Origin of the sequence: Paraburkholderia sp. MM5482-R2 (assembly GCF_050436125.1) — a bacterium.
GTDB classification, from domain to species: Bacteria; Pseudomonadota; Gammaproteobacteria; order Burkholderiales; family Burkholderiaceae; genus Paraburkholderia; species Paraburkholderia tuberum.
On record NZ_JBNDLP010000002.1, the window covers coordinates 3,297,761 to 3,321,591 of the forward strand.

Sequence of the window (23,831 nt, forward strand, 5' to 3'; positions counted from 1 at the left end):
GTGTTAAAGAAAATATTTCTCTCGTAGTAGTGCGGGGTTCGAACACACTTTTGCGCCCCCGTGCTCTTCTATTCACACCGTCACGCAATGCCGCCGCGCTCGCGAATCTGCGGCCACGCGAGCTTCATGTAGTACAGCATCGACCAGATCGTCAGGAACGCAGCCAGATAGATCAGCCACAGGCCCCACACGCGCGTGTCGACCGTCACGCCGCCACCGAGCGGCAGCGGGCCATAGAACAGCAGCATCGGAATCGCGACCATCTGGCAAGCGGTCTTGAACTTGCCGAGCGAGTTCACCGCGACGCTCTTCGACGCGCCGATCTGCGCCATCCATTCGCGCAGGGCCGAGATCGCGATTTCACGTCCGACGATCACGAGCGCGATCGCGGAATCGATCCGCGTGAGTTGCACGAGCACGAGCAGCGCCGCGGTCACCATCAGCTTGTCGGCGACCGGATCGAGAAACGCGCCGAATGCCGAGGTCTGATTCCATTTGCGGGCCAGAAAGCCGTCGAACCAGTCGGTGAGCGCCGCCAGGATGAAGATCGTCGCGGCCGCGAGATTGCGGTGCGCGAGGCTCATCATCATGTCGGGCAAATAGAACACACCGACGACGAGCGGAATCAGCACGATCCGCAGCCAGGTCAGGAATATCGGGAAATTAAACGGCATGGGGCAGGCGCAGCGTCTGACGAGTGAGTTGCAATTGTGCCGTGTCACAGGGCCTGCCACAAGCAAGCGCGCCCTGGCATGGCCGCTCGGGGGCGGCAAGCGAGCCGCCCCCGGCGCGTGGGTCGCAGCCAGCGCATCCGCAGCGCGACGCCGCGGGTCCGACGAACCGTCGTTCCGATCACAGCCCGGCGCGGCCCGCCAATTCAATGCAGTTGCCGGTAGATCTGCTCGGCGAGCGCCTGCGAAATGCCTTCGACGCTCGCGAGATCCTCGACGCTCGCGGCCACCACGCCGCGCAAGCCGCCAAAGCGCGCCAGCAGGCGCTGACGCCGCTTCGCCCCTACGCCTTCGAGTTCTTCGAGCCGCGAGGTCTGGCGCGTCTTGCCGCGTTTGGCGCGCATGCCGGTGATCGCGAAACGATGCGCTTCGTCGCGGATCTGCGCGACCAGCATCAGCGCGGCGCTTTCCTTGCCGAGTTCGAGCGGCGTGCGGCCGTCCGCGAAAATCAGCGTCTCGAGACCGACCTTGCGCCCCTCGCCCTTCGCGACGCCGACGAGCATGCCAGTATCGAGCCCCAACTCCGTGAACACCTGCCGCGCGATCTCCACCTGCCCCTTGCCGCCGTCGATCAGCACGATGGTCGGCAGCACGCCGCCGGCCGCGGCCGGCTCGGCGGCATCGGCGGCGAGCGCGGGATCGGCGGCCGCGTCACTTTGCGATTCGGCGGCTTCGTCGCTCGCATTCGCGGCGGCCTGCGCGACCATCTTTTCGTAGCGGCGCGTGAGCACCTGGCGCATCGCCGCGTAATCGTCACCGGGCGTGATGCCGGCGATGTTGTAGCGGCGATACTCGGACGACTGCATCTTGTGGTGGTGATAGACGACGCAGGACGCCTGCGTCGCCTCGCCCATCGTGTGACTGATGTCGAAGCATTCGATGCGCAGATGCGCGAGGTCGTCGCACTCCATGCCGAGCGTGTCGGTCAACGCGCGCGTGCGCGCCTGCTGCGAGCCCTGCTCGGAGAGCAGGCGCGCGAGCGCGAGCCGCGCGTTCTGCTCGGCCATCGCGAGCCACGCGCGCCGCTGTCCTTGCGGTTGACGCAGTACGGTCACCTTGTGGCCCGCCTGCTCGATCAGCACGTCGACGAGTTCGCGCGCCGGCGCGTGGCTGACCACCAGCACCGGCGGCACGCGATTGCCGAGGTAATGCTGCGCAATGAACGCTTCGAGCACTTCGGATTCGATGCCGCCTGGCGCGCGGCCGTTGCGGCGCTTCGCCGCGGGGCCGGACTCTGCGTTCCCGTCGGTGCCTTCGTCCGCGCCTTCGTCGCTGACGGCGTCCGGGGTCGCTTCGGCAGCCTCGTCGATCGCGTCTTCTTCACTACCATCGGCGTCCTCGTCTTCCGACGGCATGTCCTGAGCGATCGCGAGCGCATCGGCCGAGGCGCTCGCCGCCGCGGCCGATGGCGCGACCGCTCGCGCATCCGCCGATGCATCGTCCTGATCGCCGTCTTCTTCGAGCCCGCCTTCCTCCGCCGTCAACGCGCTCTCCACGTGCGTGGGAAAGTACGCCTTGTCGCCGAGATGTCGTCCGCCGCGCACCATCGCGAGATTCACGCACACGCGGCCGCCCAGCGCGACTACCGCGAGAATGTCGACGTCGCTGTCGCTGCCGACTTCGATTGCCTGCTGATGCAGCACCGTCGACAGCGAACTCATCTGGTTGCGCACCGCCGCGGCCTGCTCGAACTTCAGCTCGGTCGCGAACGCATGCATCTTCTGCTCGAGCTCCTTCATCACCTCGCCCTGACGGCCGAGCAGAAAGCGCGACGCGTTGGCGACGTCGCGCGCGTAATCCTCCTCGCTGATGTTCGCGACGCACGGCGCCGTGCAACGGCCGATCTGATGCAGCAGACACGGCCGCGTGCGGTTGTTGAACACCGAGTCTTCGCAGGTGCGCAGCTGGAACACGCGCTGCAGGATCTGGATGCTCTCGCGCACCGCCCACGCGCTCGGGAACGGGCCGAAGTACTGGTTCTTGCGATCGACCGAGCCGCGGTAATAGGCCATGCGCGGAAACTTGTGGCCGGTCAGCTTCAGATAGGGATACGACTTGTCGTCGCGAAACAGGATGTTGTAACGCGGCGTGAGCGCCTTGATCAGATTGTTTTCGAGCAGCAGCGCCTCGGCCTCGGAACGCGTGACCGTGGTCTCGATGCGCGCGATGCGCGTGACCATCATCGCGATACGCGGCGACAGCTGTGTCTTCGTGAAGTAGCTCGATACGCGCTTCTTCAGATCGCGCGCCTTGCCGACGTAGAGCACCGCGCCACTCGTGTCGTAATAGCGGTAGACGCCGGGCAGATGCGGCAGTTGGGCGAGCACTGTTTTCGGCTCGAAGGTGTCGGGGGCGTCGCTGGCTTCGGGTTCGGTCATGCGGGATCGATTGGGGTGGGACTGTCTCGCGCTGCCTCGCCGCTTGCACCGCTTGCACCGGTTGCACCGGTTGCACCGATTGCACTGATTGCGCCGATTGCGCCGCCGGGTGCCCGGCATCGTTCGCCGGGCGTCATGTCGCGCGTCGCCGATGCGGCCCGCATGGCGGACAAAGGGCGCGCGCGATCGCGAGCGAGGCTTTAGAATCGCCAGTTTAGAACATTCCGCGTTCGTTCGAACCCGCTCCGGTTCGCCGGAGTCACCGAGCCAGCCGAGCCGCCATGTCCTCCGTCGCGCCCGATTCCGGATCACCCGCCGCCCCTGCCAACCCGATCGCCTGCGATATCTTCTGCGCGGTGATCGACAACTTCGGCGACATCGGCGTGTGCTGGCGCCTTGCGCGCCAACTCGCGCGCGAGCACGGCTGGCAGGTGCGCGTGTTCGTCGACGATCTGCATGCGTTCAGGAGGCTGTGCCCGTCGCTCGAGCTGGAGCGTGCGCGGCAGACGCTCGACGGCATCGTCGTCGAGCATTGGCACGAGCCGTCCCATGCTGGCGATACGCTCGAAATCGCCGACGTCGTGATCGAGGCGTTCGCCTGCGAACTGCCGCCCGTCTATATCGCGGCGATGGCAGAGCGAGCGAGCGTGCCGCTCTGGTTCAACCTCGAATATCTGAGCGCCGAGGACTGGATCGCCGATTTTCATCTGCGGCCGTCGCCGCATCCGCGCTACGCACTCAGCAAGACCTTCTTTTTCCCCGGACTCGGCCCCGGCACCGGTGGCGTCCTGAAGGAGCGAGATCTCGACGCGGCGCGCGCCGCGTTCGAAGCATCGCCCGCCGCGCGCACCGACTGGTGGCGCAACGTCACGGGCCACGCGCCGCCGCCCGCCGACGCGACGGTCGTGTCGCTGTTCGCCTACGAAAACCCGGCCGTCGACAGCCTGCTCGAACAATGGCGCGACAACGCAAGCCCGATCGTGCTGCTGGTGCCCGAAGGACGCATTTCCGGCGCGCTGGCGCGTTTTTTCGGCCTACCTTCGTTTGCAGCGGGCACCCATGCGACGCTCGGCAACCTCAGCGCGCACGCGCTCGCGTTCACCGAACAGCCTGGCTACGACGCACTGCTCTGGGCGAGCGACGTCAATTTCGTCCGCGGCGAGGACTCGTTCGTGCGCGCGCAGTGGGCCGCCAAGCCGTTCGTCTGGCACATCTACCCGCAGGCCGACGACGCCCATCTGCCAAAGCTCGACGCCGCACTTGCGCACTACACCCGCACGCTCCCAGCTGACGCGCGCGCCGCGCTCGAGCGCTTCTGGCACGCGTGGAACGGCGCTGGTCAGCCGGACTGGGCGGAATTCCAGCGCCACTATCCGGCCCTGAAACGGCGCGCCGCCGGCTGGGCGGTCGAACTCGCGCAAGTCGGCGATCTCGCCGGAAATCTGACCTCGTTCGCAAAAACTCAGTTAAAATAAGCGGTTATCCAACGGCCGACGACGCAAGCGCGGCCCGATTAGACCAACTACCCCATGGTCAGCCCGTCTGACCGGTCCCCTCGAAAAACAGAGCACGCGTCCCCAATCTTCCAGTCGGGCACGCGAATGTCAAAAAAGGGACGTATGTTTGGGCGTGTTGCAGATCGGCGCCCCTCGTGTACACGCCCGAACAGGGTAAAAATCAGGTAACGGACAGGTGGAACGCCGAGGCATCACGCCCCCGGGTTTTCGCCGCGAGCCGATCCCGTTTCACGCATCCGGGCTGCGCGGCCGCTTCACGCGGCGCGCAGCAGGCGGTGGGCGAAACGCCGAAGCCGCTTGCGCCGTATGCCGTTGAGCAACAGTTAAGCTATTTATCTCGTACAGGACAGTTTTATGAAGACCGCACAGGAACTCCGCACCGGCAACGTCGTGATGATCGGCGCAGACGCAATGGTCGTGCAAAAGGCCGAATACAACAAATCGGGCCGTAACTCCGCCGTCGTCAAGATGAAGTTCAAAAACCTGCTGACCGGCGCAGGCATGGAATCCGTGTACAAGGCGGACGACAAGTTCGACGTCGTCGTGCTCGAGCGCAAGGAAGTGACGTACTCGTACTTCGCCGACCCGATGTACGTGTTCATGGACGCCGACTACAACCAGTACGAAGTCGAAGCCGAAATGATGGGCGACGCGATGCACTACCTCGAAGACGGCATGGCTTGCGAAGTCGTGTTCTACAACGAGAAGGCGATCTCGGTCGAACTGCCGACCACGCTGGTTCGCGAAATCATCTACACGGAACCGGCCGTCAAGGGCGATACGTCGTCGGGCAAGGTGCTGAAGAACGCCAAGCTGAACACCGGCTTCGAACTGCAAGTGCCGCTCTTCTGCAACATCGGCGACAAGATCGAAATCGACACGCGTACGCACGAGTACCGCAGCCGCGCCTAAGCGCCCGCCTGCCTCACCCCGCCAGCGCCGGCGCCCTGCCGGCCTGCACAAAAAGCGCTCAATTTTTGGGCGCTTTTTCTTTTCTGTCGCGCCGTGTATGGTTTAGGAAAACTTTACCGGCAAATTTCTCAAAATTACCATCGCGACATCCGGATTTCGCGTTGGGCGCGCGGCAAGCCCTTGATCGATTTCATCCACGCTCTTTGGCACGATCTCTGCTAGGTGGAGAGAGTTACGCGAGTATCGCTCATTTTCCACTGCTGGGAGAGGCACCATGAACAACGACATCGCTGAAGGTAAATGGAGACAGATGATCGGTAAGGCGAAGACCGCATGGGGCGAACTGACGGACGACGAGTTGACCAAGGCCGAAGGCCGGGCCGACAAGCTCGCTGGTCTGATTCAGGAACGCTATGGCAAAACCCGTGAACAGGCGGAACTCGAAGTGCGCCGGTTTTTCGATAGCAACCGGGATTTCTGACAGGACCAGTGAAGGAACTACAGGCGCCGGCCCGCGCGACTCAAGGCGCAGTGCCGGCGGCTGTCGTTTTTTCACCGCCGAAGGACCGTTGGTTTAGCCCTGTCATCGAGCCCTCAGAGCCCGGAGTGCGCGCCATCAGCGTTGGCGGCGCGCCGGGCATTCGACCCATTCATAAAATTGCGCTCGCCATGCCACACGCCCTGATTGTTGAAGACGATCCCAATAGCCTGTCCGGCCTGTCGGCAATCCTCGCCGCCGACGGCTTTTCAGTCGACACCGCGACCACGCTCGCCGAGGCCCGCGGCGCATTGACGCGCTTCATCCCCGACGTCGTGCTCGTCGACCTGAATCTGCCGGACGGCAGCGGCCTCGATCTGTTGCAGCATCTGCCCGCGCATCCGCCGGGCGGCGCGCTTCCGGTGATCGTGATGACCGGCAATGCGACCGTCGAGAGTGCGATCGAGGGCTTGCGGCACGGTATCTGGGACTATCTGCTGAAGCCGGTCAACATTCCGCGCCTGCGCAGCCTGCTCGCGCGCATTCCGCGGCCTTATGAGCTGACCGAGGAGGTCCAGGCGCTGCGCGCGGCGCTGCGTCAGCTTGGGCGCTTCGGCTCGATGCTCGGTCGCAGCGGCGCCATTCAGCACGTGTACGACACGATCGAGCGTCTCGCGCCGACAGAAGCCGCGGTGCTGATCTCCGGCGAGGCTGGCACCGGCAAGCAGATCGCCGCGCGCACGCTGCACGACATGAGCCGCCGCCGCAAGGGCCCGTTCGTCACGTTCGATTGCCGCGGCGCGACCGCGGGCGGGCTCAATCGCTCGCTCGACAGCATGCTGCTCGGTCACGAACGCGGAGCGTTCGGCGGCGCCGAGCAGCGCGAGCCGGGCCTCTTCGAACAGGCGAGCGGCGGCACGTTGTTCATCAACGAAATCACCGAGCTGCCGCGCACGCAGCAGGAAGCGCTGTTGCGCGCGCTCGATTCGCAGACCTTCATGCGCGTGGGCGGTACCAGCCAGATCGTGACCGACTTCCGGCTCATCGCGTCGACGCGCAAGTCGCCGCGCGCGGCGGTCGCGGACGGCTCGCTGCATCAGGACCTCTCGCTGCGCCTCGAAGCCGCCGCGGTCATGCTGCCACCGCTGCGCGAGCGTGGTGAAGATCCGCTGCTGATTGCGCAGGCAGCCGTCGACGAACTGAATGTGGAAGCGACCGCGCGCGGTACGGCCGAGGTCGCGAAGCAGGCGGCGCCGAATTTCCTGCGTGAATGCCTCGCGTACGACTGGCCGGGCAACGTGCGCGAACTGCAGGAGCGCGTGCGGCGCGCTTATCAGGCATCGGGCGACGTGATCGAGTCGTTGCGCGCCGACGAAGCCAGCACGGCGAACGGCCGCGATCTGAACGGCAGTCGCGTGCAGGTGACCGTCGGTACGCCCCTCGCGGACGTCGAAGAAATGCTGATCCGCGCGACGCTCGACGCGGTCGGCGGCACGCGGCATCGAGCGGCGTCGTTACTCGGAATCAGCCCGAAGACGCTGTACAACAAGTTGCAGCGCATGCGCTTGAACTGAGCGATCGGATCGCGCGTGCTGCGGTTGTCAAGCAAAGCTTGACGGCGGCTCGCCCCGTTCGAAGCTGATCAAAAATGGCGCCTTGAATTGCTTCAAGGCGCCATTTCCGTTTATGCAAACGTACTGCGCAGCAGCCTCTGCGCTTCGGCGTACCGTGGCTCGGCCATCAGCTTGCTCCACGTGAGCGCTTTACCGCGCGGCCGCATGCGCTTCAGCCGCCGCTGCGATTCCCTCGCCGGCGTGACGCGCAGCGCGTCGAGCACCTTCTCCGCTTCGTCCGGCCGATTGCAGATCAGCACCATGTCGCAGCCGGCCTCCAGGGCCGCTTGCGCACCTTCGGTCAGCGTGCCGCCCTGGCGCGCGGCTTCCATCGACAGATCGTCGCTGAAGATCGCGCCTTCGAAGCCAAGCTTGCCGCGCAGGATGTCCTGCAACCAGATGCGCGAGAAGCCGGCCGGCTTCGCATCGACCCGAGGATAGACGACGTGCGCGGGCAGCACCGCGCCAAGCGACAGACCGAGCCAGTCGTACGGGGCGACGTCGTTGCCGAGGATTTCTTCGATCGGGCGTTCGTCGACGGGCATCGCGACGTGCGAATCTGCCTGCGCGAATCCGTGCCCTGGAAAATGCTTGCCGCAATTGCTCATGCCGGCGAGCGCGAGGCCGTGGTTCAAACTCTTCGCGAGCAGCGCGACCACGCGCGCATCGCGATGGAACGCGCGATCGCCGATCACCTGCGAGTGTCCATAGTCGAGGTCGAGCACCGGCGTGAAGCTCATGTCGATACCGCACGCGCGCAGTTCCGCGGCGAGGATATAGCCGACCGCGGTCGTCACCTTGGTCGCGTGCAGCACGTCCTGGTCCCACAGCGCGCCGAGCTTACCCATCGACGGCAGCACCGTGAAGCCGTCGGTGCGAAAGCGCTGCACGCGGCCGCCTTCGTGATCGACGGCGATCAGCAGATCCGGGCGAATCGCGCGGATGGCAGCGGTCAGCCCGACCAGTTGCGCGCGGCTCTCGTAGTGGCGCGCGAACAGGATCACGCCGCCGGTCATCGGGTGAGCGAGACGCCTTTTGTCATCGCGGTTCAGCGTTTTGCCGACCACGTCGAGCATCACCGGTCCGGGTGTGGTTTTCATCGAATTCCGCGGGAAAACTGTGAGACAACACAAACGCGACCGCCAGCGGCCGCTCTCAACCTTTTCATTCTGTGGCGGAACGGGCGGACGAAGCCCGCGACGCCGACGCCGCCAACGAGCCTTCCGTATCGCCCGGCCGCTGCGTCTCCGCGATCACGAAGGACACCGCGTAGTCGCGCTCGTCGCTGATCGTCACGCGCGCCGTGATGCCGCGCGCGTCGAGCCAGTCGGCCAGCTCGCCAGAGGCGACCACCATCGGCTCGCCGCTCGGCCGGTTCAGCGTTTGCAGCGCGCGCCAGCTCATCGGCCAGTGCATGCCGAGGCCGATCGCCTTCGAGAACGCCTCTTTCGCCGAGAAGCGCGTCGCGAGAAACGCGAGACCGCGCGCCGCCGAACGGGCGTGGCGCGCGTGGTACACGCGTAGTTCGTCGGGACCGAGCACCTTCTCCGCGAAACGGCCATTGGTGCGAGTCATCACCGCTGCTACGCGGCTGACCTGAACGATGTCGGTGCCGATTCCGTAGATTGCCATGCGTGCGTCCGTCGCCAGGTTGCGTTACGCGCGCGCGCCGAGACGTGCGGCGACCATGATCGCCTTCATCTCGCGCACCGCGTTGTCCCAGCCCGCGAAGATCGCATGCGCGACGATCGCATGGCCGATGTTGAGTTCGACGATGCCGTCGATCGCCGCGATCTGCTGCACGTTCGTGTAGTGCAGGCCGTGGCCCGCGTTCACTTTGAGGCCGAGCGTCGCGCCGAATTCGACTGCTCGCACGATGCGCTCGTATTCGCGCTGCTGTTCCGCGGGATCATGAGCTTCCGCGTAACGGCCTGTGTGCAGCTCGATCACCGGCGCGCCGGCTTCGTGCGCGGCGCGAATCTGCGTCTCCTCGGGGTCGATGAAGAGCGACACGCGCGAGTTCGCGTCCGCCAGTTGCTTGCATGCGGCGCGCACCGCCTCGAACTGTCCGGCGACGTCGAGACCGCCTTCGGTCGTCAGCTCCTCGCGCTTTTCCGGCACGAGGCAGACGTCGTGCGGTTGCACTTCGCACGCGATGTCGAGCATTTCCGGCGTGACCGCGCATTCGAGATTCATGCGCGTTTTCAGCAGCGGACGCAGCTTGTGTACGTCGGCGTCGACGATATGCCGGCGGTCTTCGCGTAGATGCAGCGTGATCGCGTCGGCGCCGGCTTCTTCGGCCATCAGCGCGGCGCGGATCGGATCGGGATAGGACGTGCCACGCGCGTTGCGCAGCGTGGCGACGTGGTCGATGTTCACGCCGAGGTCGATCGCGGTCGGCGAAGTCAGGAAGAAGCTCATAGGTTCTGCAGGTCGATCAGGATCTGGCGGGTGGCAAGCGGCGCGCCGCCGAGATAGGTGTTGAGCAGGAAGCGCATCAGCGTTTTGCTTTGCGCGACGGTCTGCGCTCGATGGTAATCGTCCTTTTCCATATCGAGCAAGGTTTGTCCCGACACTACCGGCCACTGCGCGGGCCATTCGTCCGATGCCTCGCGTACCCCGCGCTCGGGATCGAACACGTAGCGGCCGTCGGCGAGCACCGCTTTGCGTGCGACCGTGCGGTCGAGCGCCATCGCGTAACCGGTCTCGCGTAGCAGCACGCGTTCGAACGAGCGCAGCACCTGCACCGCCGGCTCATCGTGCGCGAGCCGCGTCAGCGTGACGACGTAGTGATGGAACAACTGAGGATGCGGGTCCTCGCGCGCGCAGAAGCGCACCAGCAGTTCGTTGACGTAGAAACCGCACAGCAACGCGTCGCCGGTCAGCGGCAGCATGCCGCCGACCCATTCGGCGCCGGTCAGCGTGCGCATTTCGGACTTGCCCGACCACGCGAGCGACAGCGGCTGGAACGTTTGCAGCACGCCGCGCAGCGCGGAGTGCGGGCGCTTCGCGCCCTTTGCGACCAGCGCGAGACGGCCGTGATCGCGCGACAGCACGTCGATGATCAGGCTGGTCTCGCGATACGGATAGCTATGCAGCACGAACGCGGGCTGCTCGGTGATCCGATATTCGGATGTGGAGGTGCGCGGCGCGCGGCGTGCCGGCGTTTTGCGTGGCTCGCCATCGTCGGCGGGTGCGCTTTTCGCGCTTTTTGGGCTTTTTGCGTCGGCCGACGATTTCCTCGCGCTACGCGCGGGCTGAGACGGTTCGTGCTCCGGCTGATCCGAAGCCTCGTCTGAATTGAGCGTCATCCACGCGTCATTCGTACCCATACGCACGAAGCCCGGCTTCATTGTCGGCCCAGCCGCTCTTCACCTTGACGAAGGTTTCGAGGTACACCGGCCCGTCGAACAGCTTTGCCATGTCGAGGCGAGCCTCGGTGCTGATCTGCTTCAGCTTCGCGCCCTTCTGGCCGATGATCATCGCCTTGTGCATGTCGCGATCGACGAGGATCGTCGCGAAGATACGGCGCAGCCGCCCTTCGGTTTCGAACTTCTCGATCAGCACGGTGCTCGTGTACGGCAGCTCGTCGCCGGTCCAGCGGAAGACTTTCTCGCGCAGGATTTCGGCGGCAAGGAAGCGCTCGCTGCGATCGGTCAGGTCGTCCTCGCCGTAGATCGGCTCGCCTTCCGGCAGGAACGGCTTGACGGTGGCCATCAGACGTTTGATGTCGTCGGAATTTTTCGCCGACAGCGGCACGATCTCGTTGAACTCGCGCAGCGTGCTCATCTGCTGCATGAACGGGAACAGCGAGTCTTTATCCGACACGCGATCGAGCTTGTTCGCGATCAGCAGCGTCGGGACCTTCGCGGGGATCAGGTCGAGTACCTTCTGGTCGTCAGGGCCGAAGCGGCCTGCTTCGATGACGAACAGGATCGCGTCGACCGAGGTCAGCGTCGACGTAACGGCGCGGTTCAGCGAGCGGTTCAGGGCACCGCTGTGTTTGGTCTGAAAACCGGGCGTGTCGACGAAGATGTACTGGGCGTCTTCGAGCGTATTGATGCCGGTAATGCGATGGCGCGTGGTCTGCGCCTTGCGCGACGTGATGCTGACTTTCTGGCCGACCAGCGCGTTCATCAGCGTGGACTTGCCGACATTCGGGCGGCCGACGATCGCGACCATGCCGCAGCGAAAACCAGTGGGAGTGGGAGCGTTCATATTCGGACTACGGCAGGTTCAGTTCGGCGCGCGCGACGCGCACGCCGATGGCAATCAATGGCCCGCATCGGCGACGCGCGTTTGCACCGCGTCGGCGACGCCGGGTTCGTGTTCGGCAGGTGCCGGGGGCACCGAGACAACCGACGCGGGCGCGGCGCTCACGCTCGACGCAGCAGTCCCCGGCGCGGCTTCGCGGCTGCGCTGACGGTCTGTGCCGCGAGCGTGTGACGGCGTGTCGGCTTTGAGGTCGGGGGTTTTGTCCGCTGCGGGTTTTTCAGCCGGCTTGTCGACAGGTTTCTCGCCCGCGTGGATCGAAACCTTGTCGGCCCTCTCCGTCTTTTCGGACTTTTCGGCGCGCTCCGGCTTGTCCTGTCCGCTGTACTCCACATGCGCGGCACGAATTACAGCCAACGGCGCACCGGCGGGACCCGGCGCGGCACGCTCGGTCGCCGGTCTTTCAGCGGCTGATTTTTCCACGGAAGGTTTGTCGGCGTGCGCTTCCGGCGCGAGAGGCGCGCGCCCTTCACCGCGCGCGCTCTTGCGATCCGGTGTGCGCAAATCCAGTGCGGCCTGTACGCCGGTCACGCCCGGCACGATTTCCTGCTCGGCATTTTTCGCGGCACGCGCGCCCTTCGAGCGCTTCGGCTTCGCGACCACGGCAGGCGCCGCGGCCATCACTTCGTCGAGCGCCTTCTTTGCGGCCGCCTGCTCCGCCGCGCGACGGCTCGCGCCGGAGCCAGACACCTTGACGTCCAGCTTCGGCACCGTACATTCCACTTCGAACTGCTGATTGTGCGCCGCACCATGCGTGGCGACGACCGTATAAGTAGGCAACGCAATCTTGTGGCCCTGCAGATACTCCTGCAGCAGCGTCTTCGCGTCCTTGCCAAGCGTGCGCGGGTCGATATGGTCGAGAATCGGCACGTAAAGGCGCTTGATGACCGTCTGCGCAGCCTCGAATCCGCCGTCCAGAAATATCGCACCGAGCACCGCCTCGAGCGTATCCGCGAGGATCGACGGGCGGCGGAAGCCGCCGCTGCGCAACTCGCCCTCGCCGAGGCGCAGGCCCTCCGAAATATTGATTGCCTGAGCAATCTCGTAGAGGGACTGCTGTTTGACCAGATTGGCGCGCACGCGAGACAGGTCGCCTTCGTCGAGTTTGCCGAAACGTTGGAACAAAAGCGCAGCCACCGCGCAATTCAGAACGGAGTCGCCGAGAAATTCGAGCCGTTCGTTATGCGTGGAGCTATGACTGCGGTGTGTTAGAGCCTGGCGCAGCAATTCCGCATTGCGAAATTCGTAGCGCAAACGGCTTTCCAACGGAGATAGGGGCATGGGCAGAGTATAACGCGGGCGCCTGACCCGGCGGAAACACGGGGCGCCAGCGGAAAAAGCGTGGTGAAACGACGTTACCGCGAGTTCTTAAAGTAGCATGACAACACGCCGCGACCGAGATAACCGGGTGCCGGTCATTCGCGCGGCGTCTGAGAAGCGCTCATGAAGCGATCGATGCACGCGACTCACTGGAAAGGGCCGATGCGCCGCAGATCGCTGAAGTTCATCCAGATGAAAAATGCGCGGCCGACGATATTGCGTTCAGGCGCAAAACCCCAGTACCGGCTATCCGCACTGTTGTCGCGGTTATCGCCCATCATGAACATATTGCCCGGCGGCACTTTGCAGATCACGCCACGCGCGTTGTACTGGCAGTTGTCGCGATACGGATAATCTTCCGCACCGACGATGAACGGCGGCACCGCCGGATTATTCAGAATCGCGTTCTTGCGGCCGTCGATATCTTCCTGGAACTGCTTCGCATAACCGAGACGCTCTTCGTCGAGATAATCGGGCAACGGCGTTTCAGGCACCGGCTTGCCGTTGATCGTGAGTTTCTTGTCCTGATACTCGATCACGTCGCCGGGCAGACCAATGACGCGCTTGATGTAGTCGACCGATTCGTCTTTAGGATAACGGAACACCACCACGTCGCCGCGATGGACCGGACTGCCCTGCGTGATCCTCGTGTTGGTAATCGGCAAACGTAGACCATATTCGAATTTATTCACGAGGATGAAGTCGCCCACCAGCAGCGTCGGCACCATGGAGCCCGATGGGATCTTGAACGGCTCGATCACGAACGAGCGCACGGCGAACACCACCAGAATCACCGGAAAAAAGCTCGCCGTATATTCGAGCCACCACGGCTGACGCAGCTTGTCGTCGCGCAGACGCGCGCGCGTTTGCGCGGCGTTTTCATCGGCGAAACGCTCGCCGATGCGTGCCTGCTGACGATCGAATTCGGCGACTGCGGCTTCCGCCTCGCGGCGCCGTTTCGGCAGGAAAACCAGTTTGTCCGCGACCCATGCGACACCCGTCAAAACGACGAGCACAAAAAGAATCAGCGCAAAATTCATAGGGTTCCGTTATTCAACTTATTTGTCTTCGACACGCAGAATAGCGAGGAAAGCCTCTTGCGGGATTTCAACCGAGCCCACCTGCTTCATTCGCTTCTTGCCTGCCTTCTGCTTTTCAAGCAGCTTCTTCTTACGCGTGATATCACCGCCGTAGCATTTTGCCAGCACGTTCTTACGCAACGCTTTAATGTTTTCGCGCGCAATAATGTTCGAACCGATCGTGGCTTGAACCGCTACGTCGTACATCTGACGCGGAATCAGCTCGCGCATTTTCGCCGCCACTTCGCGGCCGCGGTACTGGCTTTGCGAACGGTGCACGATAACCGACAGCGCATCGACCTTGTCGCCGTTGATCAGCATGTCGACCTTCACGACGTCCGACGCGCGGTATTCCTTGAACTCGTAATCCATCGACGCATAACCGCGCGAAATCGACTTCAGACGGTCGAAGAAATCGAGCACGACTTCACCCATCGGAATTTCGTACGTAAGCTGAACCTGACGACCGTGATACTGCATGTTGATCTGGTTGCCGCGCTTCTGCGTACACAACGTGATCACCGCGCCGACGTAGTCTTGCGGCATGTACAGGTTCACGGTGACGATCGGCTCGCGCACTTCCTCGATCTTCGACGGCTCCGGCATCTTGGCCGGATTCTCGACCATCAGGGTCGTGCCGTCGCGCTGCAGGACTTCGTAGACCACGGTCGGCGCCGTCGTGATCAGGTCCATGTCGAACTCACGTTCGAGACGTTCCTGCACGATTTCCATGTGCAACAAACCGAGGAAGCCGCAGCGGAAACCGAAACCGAGCGCCTGCGACACTTCCGGTTCGTACTGCAGCGACGCGTCGTTCAGCTTCAGCTTTTCGAGCGAATCGCGCAGCGCGTCGTACTGATTCGCTTCGACCGGATACAGACCCGCGAACACCTGCGGCTTCACTTCCTTGAAACCCGGCAGCGGCACGGCCGCCGGCTGGTTCACGAGCGTAACCGTGTCGCCGACCTTCGCCGCCGCGAGTTCCTTGATGCCGGCGATGATGAAGCCCACCTGCCCCGCCGACAGTGATTCGAGATCCTTCGACTTCGGCGTGAACACGCCGATATGTTCAACCGGATACTGCGCGCCGGTTACCATCAGCCGGATCTTGTCCTTCGGACGCAGCGTGCCGTTGACGATGCGCACCAGCATCACGACGCCGACGTAGTTGTCGAACCACGAGTCGATGATGAGAGCCTGCAGCGGCGCTTGCGGGTCGCCCTTCGGCGGCGGCACTTTCGCGATCAGCGCTTCGAGCACGTCTTCGACGCCGAGGCCCGTTTTCGCGCTGCAATGCGTCGCGTCGGTCGCGTCGATGCCGATCACGTCCTCGATCTCGGCGATCGCGTTTTCGGGGTTCGCCGCCGGCAGATCGATCTTGTTCAACACCGGCACCACTTCGACGCCGAGTTCGATGGCCGTGTAGCAATTGGCGACGGTTTGCGCCTCCACACCCTGGCTCGCGTCGACGACGAGCAGCGCGCCTTCGCACGCGGACAGCGAGCGGCTGACTTCGTACGAGAAGTCGACGTGCCCCGGGGTGTCGATCATGTTCAGGTTGTAGAGCTGCCCATCGCGCGCGCGATACGACAACGCGGCGGTTTGCGCCTTGATGGTAATGCCGCGCTCGCGCTCGAGATCCATCGAGTCGAGCACCTGAGCTTCCATCTCGCGGTCGGACAAACCGCCACAAATCTGGATGATGCGATCGGCGAGCGTCGACTTGCCATGGTCGATGTGCGCGATGATCGAGAAGTTACGAATATGATCCATTCAGTGCCGATCAAGCGAAAAGGCGCGCCCCGGACAATAGCGGAGCACGCCTTGTAAGTAGGTGAAAATCCTATCTATTTTAGCCGAAAAGCCCATCGGCCGGCGCATCTTGCGAAGCGCGGGCCTCAAGACGGCGTAGAGGATGCGAGAAAATTACCGCGCGCATCGCAGTGAGCCGCGGCAAAAATGCGCATGGATCGCGCGAAACCAGATGCCCCGCGGGGGCGTATCAGGATGCCGCCGCGACACGCGACGCATGTGCAGCCAATGCTGCCCGCACGGGCGCTTCGTCGAGATGATAGTGGCACAGTTCGACGCCATCGCAAACCAGCACCGGCACCAACTCGTTGTAACGCGCTTCGAGCAACGGATAGCTGTCGACGTCGATCACCGCCAGCTGCGCTCCGAACTCGGCCAGCATTGGCTCGAGCGCAGCGCGCATGTCCTCGCACAGATGGCACCACGCGCGCCCATAGAGCGTGAGCGATGCCGTCTTCGTCATTTCTGCGCGCTGCGCGGACGAATCGGCACGAACTGCGTGTTGTCGCCGCGACGAACCAGCAACGCGACCATCTTCTGCGAATCGAGGTGTGAGGTCAGCTCGTCGAACTGTTTCGTGCTCGTCACATCCGTATCGCCAATCCGCAGGATTATGTCGCCCTTTTGGAGCCCGACACGCGCGGCCGGACCGTCGACCGCGTCGATCTGCACGCCGTTCTGAATCTTCAGCGCTTTCTGCTGATCGGCGGGAATGTTGCTGACCGCGATGCCGAGCGCGTTGGTCGCGCGCTGCTGCGGCGCTTGCGGCTTCTTCTGATCCGCCTTCGCGACCTTGTCCGGCTGCATTTCTGCGATCGTGACCGGCAGTTCGCGCGTTTGACCCTTGCGCCAGATCGTGATCGACGTCTTCGTGCCCGGCTTCGTATCGCCGACCATGCGCGGCAGGTCCGTCGCCGTGTCGACCGAATGACCGTTGAACTTCAGGATGATGTCGCCCGGCTGCACGCCGGCCTTATCGGCGGGTCCGCCCGGCTCCACGCTGCTCACAAGCGCGCCCTGCGCCTTCGGCAAACCGAGCGACTCGGCGACGTCCTTCGTCACTTCACCAATCGCCACCGCGATGCGGCCGCGCACCACCTTGCCCGAACTCTTCAGCTGATCGGCCACGCGCATCGCCTCGTCGATCGGAATCGCGAACGAAATGCCCATGAACCCGCCGGTGCGGCTATAGATCTGCGAATTGATGCCGATCACCTCGCCCTGCATGTTGATCAGCGGACCGCCCGAATTGCCCGGATTGACGGCCACATCAGTCTGGATGAACGGCAGGTAGTCGCCGGTATCGCGTCCCTTCGCGCTGACGATACCGGCAGTCACCGTGTTTTCGAGACCGAACGGCGAACCGATCGCGACGACCCATTCGCCGACGCGCACCTTGTTCGAGTCGCCGATCGTGATGGTCGGCAGGTTCGACGCGTTGATCTTCACGACCGCGACGTCGGTACGGTCGTCGACGCCGATCAGCTTCGCCTTGAATTCGCGCTTGTCGGTCAGCGTCACGTAGATCGTGTCCGCGTCGTCGATGACGTGCGCGTTGGTCATCACGTAGCCGTCCGCCGACAGGATGAAGCCCGAGCCTACCCCGCTGTTCTGTTCGGCGTCCGAGTTGTCCGGTGAATCCGGGCTGCCGCCACTACCGCCGCCGCCGCCCCCGTTATCACCCCCGTGCGGCGATTGCGGTGACTGCGGCAACGGAATCCCGAAGAAGCGCCGGAAGAACTCCGACATGTCGCCGTCGTCCATACCCGGCGGCAGGCCGCCGCGGGAACTACCGTTCGACACGCGCGTTGTCGTGCGAATGTTGACGACCGCCGGGCCAACCTTGTCGACGAGGTCGGTGAAGTCGGGCAGGTTGGCAGCGGGAGCCGCCGATGCCATATGCGGCACAAGCGGCAAACACGCCGCCACCACTACGGCCGCGAGGAATTTGCGCACCGAGAAAGTCGTCATATCGTAGCAAGCCGAGGGATTTCAGGATTCGGAAGGGTTACTTCGGAGCTTTGTATTCTATGGCAGACGCGAACTGCTGCAATGTGGTTTGGGGCACTTCACCGAGCAGGGTAATCCAGAAGTCGCCCTGACGCTTGACCAGTACGTGCGTCGCGCCGCTATCGCCCGTGCCTTCCTTACGCGTATTTTTCTCGACGGGCTCGACGAACACCGAAATCGCTGCGAGGCCGTCGGAAAACACGGCCTGGTCGACCGGGATCGGAGGCTGCCCCGCCTCGCGCGACGCCATCGGACGACGCAACTGGCGGATCATATGGAAGCCCGGTACCGACGGCGTGATTTGCCAACCCTGCGCGGCCATGTCGACCGGCTCGAGTGGCGGACGCACTACCGTCCAGCCCGTGAGATTGCGGATGCCGTTGACGATGCCCGTCTTTTCGACCGGCACGCCGATGCGGACTTGCGAAAACGACAACTGCTCGAGCACCTGACCGCTCGGGTCGAGCGTCTGCGCGCGCAACAGCAGACCGGTCTTTTTGTCGGCCCACAGCTTGTACGCGAACCGGTACGCGTCTTTCGGTTCGAGCTCCATCACGAGGCTGTCGACGCCCGCGACGCGGTCGTCGCCAAGCATCTTCGGCTCGTAGACGGACAGCACCTGCTCGCCGTTCACCGACAGCAGCGCAGGGAATGAGTCCTTGTTCTGCCGTTTTTCGAAGACCACGATACGCCGCTCCGGCAAGAACGTGTACATGTCGTCGTTGTGACGCAGCATTTTGCGCGGCTTGCCGTCGAGGCTTTCGAGCTGCTCGAACTCGCCGTCCGTACGCGTGGAGTAATGTGCGATGCGCGACGTCTGCACGAAACTGCCGCGCTGATAGACGAACGCGCCCTCGTAGTTCTGCTGCTGGGCGGCCTGATGGATGCGATCGAGCAGTTCCGCGGCCGCGCGACGGGCGACGGCAGGATCGTCTTGTGCGAAGACCCGCGGTGCAGCGGACAACAACACGGCTGCGCAGAACAGAAATGCTGGCAACCGCCCCCAGATAGTCGTTTTATTGAACCGCGGAGTCTGCATCAAACTATTGGCCCTGCGTGGAGACTGAGGCAGCGCGAATCACCGGCATCGAGCCTGCCATCGCCGGTTGTTGCGCGAATTGCTGATGAGCTTCGAGGTACTGATCGAGGCTCGCGTCGCGAATGATGTTGGAGTCTTGCGCGGGCACCGAGGCCATGGCGACACGCTGCACCGCGTCGCCGTGCGATTGGAGCGAAGCGAGCTGGGCACCCGGACCACCCGGCACGCCCTGCAGCTGCGGCACGACGATCCAGGTCAGCGTAGCGGCCGCGGCAGCGACGGCAAGAGCCGGCACGACTCTGCGGCGCAGCCCGAGCAGGCGGCGCGCGACCGATGCAGACGCGGCGGCGGGCGCCAGCACATGCGGCTCGCTTTCAAGACGCACGGCAAACCCGCTCAGAAAGGCACTGCTCCGTGCGGGGCTGACTGCCAGATCGTCGGAACGTAGCGCGTCGCCGATCAGGTGGTAGCTCGACCAGGCAGCGCGATCATCGCCGCCCAGCTCCGCAAGAAACTTGTCCAGATTCAGATGCTCTTCGCCGAACAACTCACCGTCGACGAAAGCGGACAGACGCTCGCCGTGCGAGCCTGCTTGCGATTGCATCGAGACCGACCCCATGATGCTCCCCATCTTCCAAATACCCCGTAGTGACACCACTAATCCAGATATTGCACCGCTGCCCCGCCAAGCCAGCTGGACGTTCGGAAACGTCTACCAACGCTTGCCTTCGGGTGTGTCAAGCAACGGTCGCAATTTTGCCGCAATGGCTTCGCGAGCGCGGAAAATTCGTGATCTGACTGTGCCAATCGGGCAACCCATCATCTCGGCGATTTCCTCGTAACTCAAACCCTCAATTTCTCGGAGAGTAATGGCGGTGCGCAATTCTTCCGGTAAAACCGCCATCGCAGCATTGACCGTCTCAGCGATCTGCTTGCTCATCAACATCGACTCAGGCGTGTTGATATCCCTTAGTTGGTCGGCATCGGAGAAAGTTTCAGCTTCTTCAGCATCCGCTTCGGTTGAGGTCGGCGCGCGCCGGCCCTGGGTGGCAAGGTAGTTCTTCGCGGTATTGACCGCAATCCGGTACAACCACGTATAAAACGCCGACTCGCCGCGAAACTGCGGCAACGCGCGATACGCCTTGATAAAAGCGTCTTGCGCGACGTCTTCGACTTCGGCGGGGTCCCGCACGAGACGCGAGATCAGCCGGAGAATCTTGCGGTGGTATTTGGAGACCAGAAGCTCGAACGCGGCCTTGTCGCCCTTCTGGACGCGCTCGACCAGCACCTGATCAATTTCTTTTTCGCTCACCTGATAAATCCGTTAACTTAACTATAGGGCGCATGGCGGGGGACCATTGTAGCGTCCCCCTCGTGAGGGCACGTTACTACGGTAACAGCGGTTACAGTCGTTACAGTCAGGCGCCGGCCGCACGCCGGCCCAGCACGGAAAGTTCGCGGAAAACAGTGGACGGCAGCGCGTCCGCGGCGAGCAGCAGGGAGCGCCTGCGACCCGTCGGTGCGCGTATGAGGCCGCGCCTTCGACCACCCTCGGGATCGAGCTCAAGCACCAGCAAACGGCCGCTCCACTGCGCGCAACCGACCATGCGGCCCCGCGCGAGCAACTCACCCGCGTGGTTCCAGGCGGAAATCTCGCCCATCGCGACATGCAGCGCGATGGCCTGCGCCGCGTCATGCCTCGCCGCGCAGAGCATGAGCAGTGCTGCGACGGCGAGCGTCAACGGAGCGGCCTGCCAAGCGCCCACTCGCGGCGCGAGACAGGTATAAACGGCTAACGTCGCAATCAGCACGAACGCTCCCACCGCGGCACGCATTGCGATGGAGCGACGCAGCGTGATCCGCTGCGCTGCCCTACCCAACGTTGCCGGTGCGGGGGAAAGCGCCGGCGAAGCCGGCGTCGTGAACCGACGCGTCACCCGAGATCAGGCGATCCGGCGCGCTTGAACACCAGCGTGCCGTTCGTGCCGCCGAACCCGAACGAGTTCTTCAGCGCGACGTCGATCTTCATTTCCCGCGCGGTGTTCGCGCAGTAATCGAGATCACAGGCCGGGTCCTGGTTGAAAATATTGATGGTCGGAGGCGACACCTGGTGATGCACGGCGAGCACCGTGAACACCGACTCCAGACCGCCAGCGCCGCCCAGCAGGTGACCCGTCATCGACTTGGTCGAGTTGACGACCATGTTCTTCGCGTGGTCGCCGAACGCCCGCTTGATGCCGGTCGTTTCCGCCAGATCGCCGAGTGGCGTGGACGTGCCGTGCGCGTTCAGGTAGCTCACCTGATCGCCGTTGATGCCCGCGTTCTTCAGCGCTGCGAGCATGCAGCGGCGTGCGCCGTCACCGTCTTCGAGCGGCGCGGTCATGTGATACGCATCGCCGCTCATGCCGTAGCCGCCGATTTCCGCGTAGATCTTCGCGCCACGCGCCTTCGCGTGCTCGTATTCTTCGAGCACCATTACGCCGGCGCCTTCGCCCAGCACGAAGCCGTCGCGGTCCATGTCCCACGGACGGCTCGCGGTAGCCGGATCGTCATTGCGTTGCGACAGCGCGCGCGCCGCCGCAAAGCCGCCGATACCGAGCGGCGACACGGTCGATTCCGCGCCGCCCGCGATCATCACGTCGGCGTCGCCATATTCGATCAGGCGCGAAGCCTCGCCGATGCAGTGCAGACCGGTCGTACACGCGGTAACGATCGACAGATTCGGACCCTTGATGCCGAACTTGATCGACAGGTGGCCGGAGATCATGTTGATGATCGAAGCCGGCACGAAGAATGGCGAAATGCGACGCGGGCCGCGATTGAGCAATTCGGTTTGGGTGATTTCGATCATCGGCAGACCGCCGATGCCCGAACCGACCACCACGCCAATGCGCTCCGAATTCTCGTCGGTGACTTCGAGGCCGCTGTCCCGCATCGCCTGGATGCCCGCAGCCACGCCGTAATGGATGAACGTATCCATGTGGCGCGCTTCCTTACCGGGGATGTAGTCCTCGATATTGAAGCCCTTCACCTCGCCGGCGAAACGAGTCGAGAAGTTCGACGCATCGAACTTCGTGATATTGGCAATCCCAGACTTGCCGGCGACCAGATTGGCCCAGCCATCGGCAACATTATTGCCAACAGGCGAAATCAGCCCCAGGCCTGTAACAACAACACGACGGCGGCTCACGGTAACCCCTTTTTCATAGATGACAAAAAGCAAAAGCCACAGCGGCCACAGGAATCGCCCTGTGTGCCCTGTGGCTGTTTAAGTCGGCAATCGCGCGGAAAGTTGCGCTGTCAACATCGCTGGCTCCTGCGTGGCAAGCGGCGCGACGTATGGTGTGCCAATGGACACGCCCGATAGCGTCGACCCTGCTGGCGCCGGCAAGCGGCACGGCAGGGCGTCATGCGCGGCCCGTGCAGAAACGCAGGCGCGAATGACCTTAGGCCTTGACGTTTGCGCGAGCGTAGTCGATCGCTTGCTGAACGGTGGTGATCTTCTCGGCTTCTTCATCTGGAATTTCCATGCCGAATTCGTCTTCGAGGGCCATCACGAGTTCAACGGTGTCGAGCGAGTCGGCGCCGAGATCGTTCACGAACGACGCTTCGTTCTTGATTTCCGCTTCCGCAACGCCCAGTTGTTCCGCGACGATCTTCTTGACGCGCTGTTCGATATTGTCCATTACCCCTCCAAGGGAAAAGAAGTTCAAAAATACAGGTGCGCGCATTTTATCAGGTTTGACCCGGCAAAAAAGCGGCGCATCGGGTTCCTGTCAACGCATGCGCCTCGTGATTTCCGCAAACGCATCAAGGCGCGGATAGTAACCGAAATTGGTTACTGCATATACATGCCGCCGTTCACGTGCAGCGTCGTGCCGGTGATGTAGCCCGCTTGCGGCGACGCGAGGAACGCGACCGCGTGCGCGATGTCTTCCGGGCTGCCTAGACGGCCGAGCGGAATCTGCGTTTTCAGCGCGGTCTGCTGCTCTTCGGGCAGCGCCTTCGTCATGTCGGTATCGATGAAACCAGGTGCCACGCAATTGACCGTGATGCCGCGGCTGCCGATCTCGCGCGCGAGTGCGCGCGTCATGCCCGCGACGCCGGCCTTCGCGGCCGCGTAGTTGATCTGCCCCGGGTTGCCGGCCGAGCCGACCACCGACGTAATATTGATAATCCGACCGCCCTTCGCTTTCATCATCGGACGCAGCACCGCACGCGACAGACGGAACACCGACTTCAGGTTGGTGTCGACCACGGCGTCCCAGTCGTCGTCCTTCATGCGCATCGCCAGTTGATCCTGCGTGATGCCGGCGTTGTTCACCAGCACGTTCAGCGCGCCGAATTCCTTGACGGTGCCGTCGATCAGCGCTTCGGCCGCGGCCGCGTCGTTGACGTCGAGCACCGCGCCGCGGCCGTTCACGCCCGCCGCCTTGAACGCTTCGGTGATCGCCGTCGCGCCGCTTTCGCTCGTCGCGGTGCCGATCACCGTCGCGCCCTGACGCGCGAGTTCCATCGCGATCGCACGGCCGATGCCGCGCGATGCGCCCGTCACGATTGCGATCTGCTTGTCGAGAGTCTTTTTCCATCTGTCAGTCCGGATGCCCTTCAAATAGGGCTCATTGATTCTTGTTGATTCGTCTGTCGAGGGATGCCGCGCCAGCGCGGCA

General features: G+C 63.5%; 23 protein-coding genes. 4 read left to right on the forward strand and 19 right to left on the reverse strand.

Translation table 11 applies throughout. The features are described from left to right. Nucleotides 1-80: 80 nt before the first annotated feature. Together pgsA and uvrC are read right to left on the reverse strand one after the other, a co-directional pair. Entirely contained in the window at nt 81-674 is a 594-nt protein-coding gene (pgsA, locus tag OKW37_RS17965) for a CDP-diacylglycerol--glycerol-3-phosphate 3-phosphatidyltransferase (RefSeq protein WP_184061423.1), read from the reverse strand. A 203-nt stretch (nt 675-877) separates the two neighbouring features. Next, nucleotides 878-3,109, reverse strand: coding sequence for an excinuclease ABC subunit UvrC (uvrC, locus tag OKW37_RS17970; protein WP_429404930.1), 2,232 nt, complete (start codon nt 3,107-3,109; stop codon nt 878-880). A gap of 281 nt (nt 3,110-3,390) precedes the next feature. Between uvrC and earP the strand changes: the two genes are divergently transcribed. The 4 genes from earP to OKW37_RS17990 all read left to right on the forward strand — a co-directional run bounded on the left by earP (nt 3,391) and on the right by OKW37_RS17990 (nt 7,590). Continuing rightward, nucleotides 3,391-4,584, forward strand: coding sequence for an elongation factor P maturation arginine rhamnosyltransferase EarP (gene earP, locus OKW37_RS17975; protein WP_429404928.1), 1,194 nt, complete (start codon nt 3,391-3,393; stop codon nt 4,582-4,584). A gap of 396 nt (nt 4,585-4,980) precedes the next feature. Then, a complete protein-coding gene (gene efp, locus OKW37_RS17980) occupies nt 4,981-5,538 on the forward strand; it encodes an elongation factor P (RefSeq protein ID WP_094783325.1) in 558 nt (185 codons plus the stop codon). A 274-nt stretch (nt 5,539-5,812) separates the two neighbouring features. Next, a complete protein-coding gene (locus OKW37_RS17985) occupies nt 5,813-6,019 on the forward strand; it encodes a CsbD family protein (RefSeq protein WP_090801149.1) in 207 nt (68 codons plus the stop codon). Between the two features lie 188 nt (nt 6,020-6,207). Beyond that, nucleotides 6,208-7,590 (forward strand): sigma-54-dependent transcriptional regulator, encoded by a 1,383-nt coding sequence (locus tag OKW37_RS17990; RefSeq protein ID WP_429404926.1) that lies wholly within the window; start codon nt 6,208-6,210, stop codon nt 7,588-7,590. Nucleotides 7,591-7,700: 110 nt separating this feature from the next. On the opposite strand, the gene nagZ is transcribed toward OKW37_RS17990, so the two are convergent. The 17 genes from nagZ to fabG all read right to left on the reverse strand — a co-directional run bounded on the left by nagZ (nt 7,701) and on the right by fabG (nt 23,764). Then, nucleotides 7,701-8,729 carry a beta-N-acetylhexosaminidase gene (gene nagZ / locus OKW37_RS17995; RefSeq protein WP_429404924.1) on the reverse strand — a complete coding sequence of 343 codons (1,029 nt, stop codon included), beginning with the start codon at nt 8,727-8,729 and terminating at the stop codon, nt 7,701-7,703. A 64-nt stretch (nt 8,730-8,793) separates the two neighbouring features. After that, complete coding sequence (gene acpS / locus OKW37_RS18000) at nt 8,794-9,261, reverse strand: holo-ACP synthase (RefSeq protein ID WP_187612368.1); 468 nt, start codon at nt 9,259-9,261, stop codon at nt 8,794-8,796. Between the two features lie 24 nt (nt 9,262-9,285). Then, on the reverse strand, nt 9,286-10,050 hold the full coding sequence (gene pdxJ, locus OKW37_RS18005; protein WP_429335072.1) for a pyridoxine 5'-phosphate synthase: 765 nt from the start codon (nt 10,048-10,050) through the stop codon (nt 9,286-9,288). Continuing rightward, nucleotides 10,047-10,961: a DNA repair protein RecO gene (recO, locus tag OKW37_RS18010; protein ID WP_429404922.1), complete on the reverse strand. Its 915-nt coding sequence runs from the start codon at nt 10,959-10,961 to the stop codon at nt 10,047-10,049. Before recO ends, pdxJ begins: the two co-directional genes overlap by 4 nt. Continuing rightward, on the reverse strand, nt 10,948-11,847 hold the full coding sequence (gene era, locus OKW37_RS18015) for a GTPase Era (RefSeq protein ID WP_026225953.1): 900 nt from the start codon (nt 11,845-11,847) through the stop codon (nt 10,948-10,950). Before era ends, recO begins: the two co-directional genes overlap by 14 nt. A gap of 54 nt (nt 11,848-11,901) precedes the next feature. Then, nucleotides 11,902-13,182, reverse strand: coding sequence for a ribonuclease III (rnc, locus tag OKW37_RS18020; protein ID WP_184047618.1), 1,281 nt, complete (start codon nt 13,180-13,182; stop codon nt 11,902-11,904). Nucleotides 13,183-13,367: 185 nt separating this feature from the next. After that, nucleotides 13,368-14,261 carry a signal peptidase I gene (gene lepB / locus OKW37_RS18025; protein WP_184047615.1) on the reverse strand — a complete coding sequence of 298 codons (894 nt, stop codon included), beginning with the start codon at nt 14,259-14,261 and terminating at the stop codon, nt 13,368-13,370. An 18-nt stretch (nt 14,262-14,279) separates the two neighbouring features. Then, a complete protein-coding gene (gene lepA, locus OKW37_RS18030) occupies nt 14,280-16,073 on the reverse strand; it encodes a translation elongation factor 4 (RefSeq protein ID WP_429355912.1) in 1,794 nt (597 codons plus the stop codon). Nucleotides 16,074-16,302: 229 nt separating this feature from the next. Further along, nucleotides 16,303-16,575 carry a glutaredoxin family protein gene (locus tag OKW37_RS18035; protein ID WP_429404918.1) on the reverse strand — a complete coding sequence of 91 codons (273 nt, stop codon included), beginning with the start codon at nt 16,573-16,575 and terminating at the stop codon, nt 16,303-16,305. Then, entirely contained in the window at nt 16,572-18,083 is a 1,512-nt protein-coding gene (locus OKW37_RS18040; RefSeq protein WP_429404916.1) for a DegQ family serine endoprotease, read from the reverse strand. Before OKW37_RS18040 ends, OKW37_RS18035 begins: the two co-directional genes overlap by 4 nt. A 37-nt stretch (nt 18,084-18,120) precedes the next feature. After that, nucleotides 18,121-19,161, reverse strand: coding sequence for a MucB/RseB C-terminal domain-containing protein (locus tag OKW37_RS18045; protein ID WP_429355913.1), 1,041 nt, complete (start codon nt 19,159-19,161; stop codon nt 18,121-18,123). A 4-nt stretch (nt 19,162-19,165) separates the two neighbouring features. After that, nucleotides 19,166-19,780: a sigma-E factor negative regulatory protein gene (locus OKW37_RS18050; RefSeq protein WP_184061408.1), complete on the reverse strand. Its 615-nt coding sequence runs from the start codon at nt 19,778-19,780 to the stop codon at nt 19,166-19,168. A 93-nt stretch (nt 19,781-19,873) separates the two neighbouring features. Further along, complete coding sequence (gene rpoE, locus OKW37_RS18055; protein ID WP_006051939.1) at nt 19,874-20,473, reverse strand: RNA polymerase sigma factor RpoE; 600 nt, start codon at nt 20,471-20,473, stop codon at nt 19,874-19,876. 106 nt (nt 20,474-20,579) lie between these two features. Continuing rightward, nucleotides 20,580-20,972, reverse strand: coding sequence for a hypothetical protein (locus OKW37_RS18060; RefSeq protein ID WP_409259406.1), 393 nt, complete (start codon nt 20,970-20,972; stop codon nt 20,580-20,582). Nucleotides 20,973-21,094: 122 nt separating this feature from the next. Next, nucleotides 21,095-22,351 carry a beta-ketoacyl-ACP synthase II gene (fabF, locus tag OKW37_RS18065; protein ID WP_184061406.1) on the reverse strand — a complete coding sequence of 419 codons (1,257 nt, stop codon included), beginning with the start codon at nt 22,349-22,351 and terminating at the stop codon, nt 21,095-21,097. A gap of 256 nt (nt 22,352-22,607) precedes the next feature. Next, entirely contained in the window at nt 22,608-22,847 is a 240-nt protein-coding gene (acpP, locus tag OKW37_RS18070; protein ID WP_004197638.1) for an acyl carrier protein, read from the reverse strand. 152 nt (nt 22,848-22,999) lie between these two features. Continuing rightward, nucleotides 23,000-23,764 (reverse strand): 3-oxoacyl-ACP reductase FabG, encoded by a 765-nt coding sequence (fabG, locus tag OKW37_RS18075; RefSeq protein ID WP_429509925.1) that lies wholly within the window; start codon nt 23,762-23,764, stop codon nt 23,000-23,002. Between the last annotated feature and the right edge of the window lie 67 nt (nt 23,765-23,831).

Bases quoted from the DNA above. Each gene is read 5' to 3' on its own strand.
- rnc (WP_184047618.1), bottom strand. From the start codon at position 13,182: ATGCCCCTATCTCCGTTGGAAAGCCGTTTGCGCTACGAATTTCGCAAT.
- OKW37_RS18040 (WP_429404916.1), bottom strand. From the start codon at position 18,083: ATGACGACTTTCTCGGTGCGCAAATTCCTCGCGGCCGTAGTGGTGGCG.
- lepA (WP_429355912.1), bottom strand. From the start codon at position 16,073: ATGGATCATATTCGTAACTTCTCGATCATCGCGCACATCGACCATGGC.
- efp (WP_094783325.1), top strand. From the start codon at position 4,981: ATGAAGACCGCACAGGAACTCCGCACCGGCAACGTCGTGATGATCGGC.
- pgsA (WP_184061423.1), bottom strand. From the start codon at position 674: ATGCCGTTTAATTTCCCGATATTCCTGACCTGGCTGCGGATCGTGCTG.
- lepB (WP_184047615.1), bottom strand. From the start codon at position 14,261: ATGAATTTTGCGCTGATTCTTTTTGTGCTCGTCGTTTTGACGGGTGTC.
- OKW37_RS18035 (WP_429404918.1), bottom strand. From the start codon at position 16,575: ATGACGAAGACGGCATCGCTCACGCTCTATGGGCGCGCGTGGTGCCAT.
- era (WP_026225953.1), bottom strand. From the start codon at position 11,847: ATGAACGCTCCCACTCCCACTGGTTTTCGCTGCGGCATGGTCGCGATC.
- earP (WP_429404928.1), top strand. From the start codon at position 3,391: ATGTCCTCCGTCGCGCCCGATTCCGGATCACCCGCCGCCCCTGCCAAC.
- pdxJ (WP_429335072.1), bottom strand. From the start codon at position 10,050: ATGAGCTTCTTCCTGACTTCGCCGACCGCGATCGACCTCGGCGTGAAC.
- OKW37_RS18045 (WP_429355913.1), bottom strand. From the start codon at position 19,161: ATGCAGACTCCGCGGTTCAATAAAACGACTATCTGGGGGCGGTTGCCA.
- OKW37_RS17990 (WP_429404926.1), top strand. From the start codon at position 6,208: ATGCCACACGCCCTGATTGTTGAAGACGATCCCAATAGCCTGTCCGGC.
- OKW37_RS18050 (WP_184061408.1), bottom strand. From the start codon at position 19,780: ATGGGGTCGGTCTCGATGCAATCGCAAGCAGGCTCGCACGGCGAGCGT.
- uvrC (WP_429404930.1), bottom strand. From the start codon at position 3,109: ATGACCGAACCCGAAGCCAGCGACGCCCCCGACACCTTCGAGCCGAAA.
- acpP (WP_004197638.1), bottom strand. From the start codon at position 22,847: ATGGACAATATCGAACAGCGCGTCAAGAAGATCGTCGCGGAACAACTG.
- OKW37_RS17985 (WP_090801149.1), top strand. From the start codon at position 5,813: ATGAACAACGACATCGCTGAAGGTAAATGGAGACAGATGATCGGTAAG.
- recO (WP_429404922.1), bottom strand. From the start codon at position 10,961: ATGGGTACGAATGACGCGTGGATGACGCTCAATTCAGACGAGGCTTCG.
- acpS (WP_187612368.1), bottom strand. From the start codon at position 9,261: ATGGCAATCTACGGAATCGGCACCGACATCGTTCAGGTCAGCCGCGTA.
- nagZ (WP_429404924.1), bottom strand. From the start codon at position 8,729: ATGAAAACCACACCCGGACCGGTGATGCTCGACGTGGTCGGCAAAACG.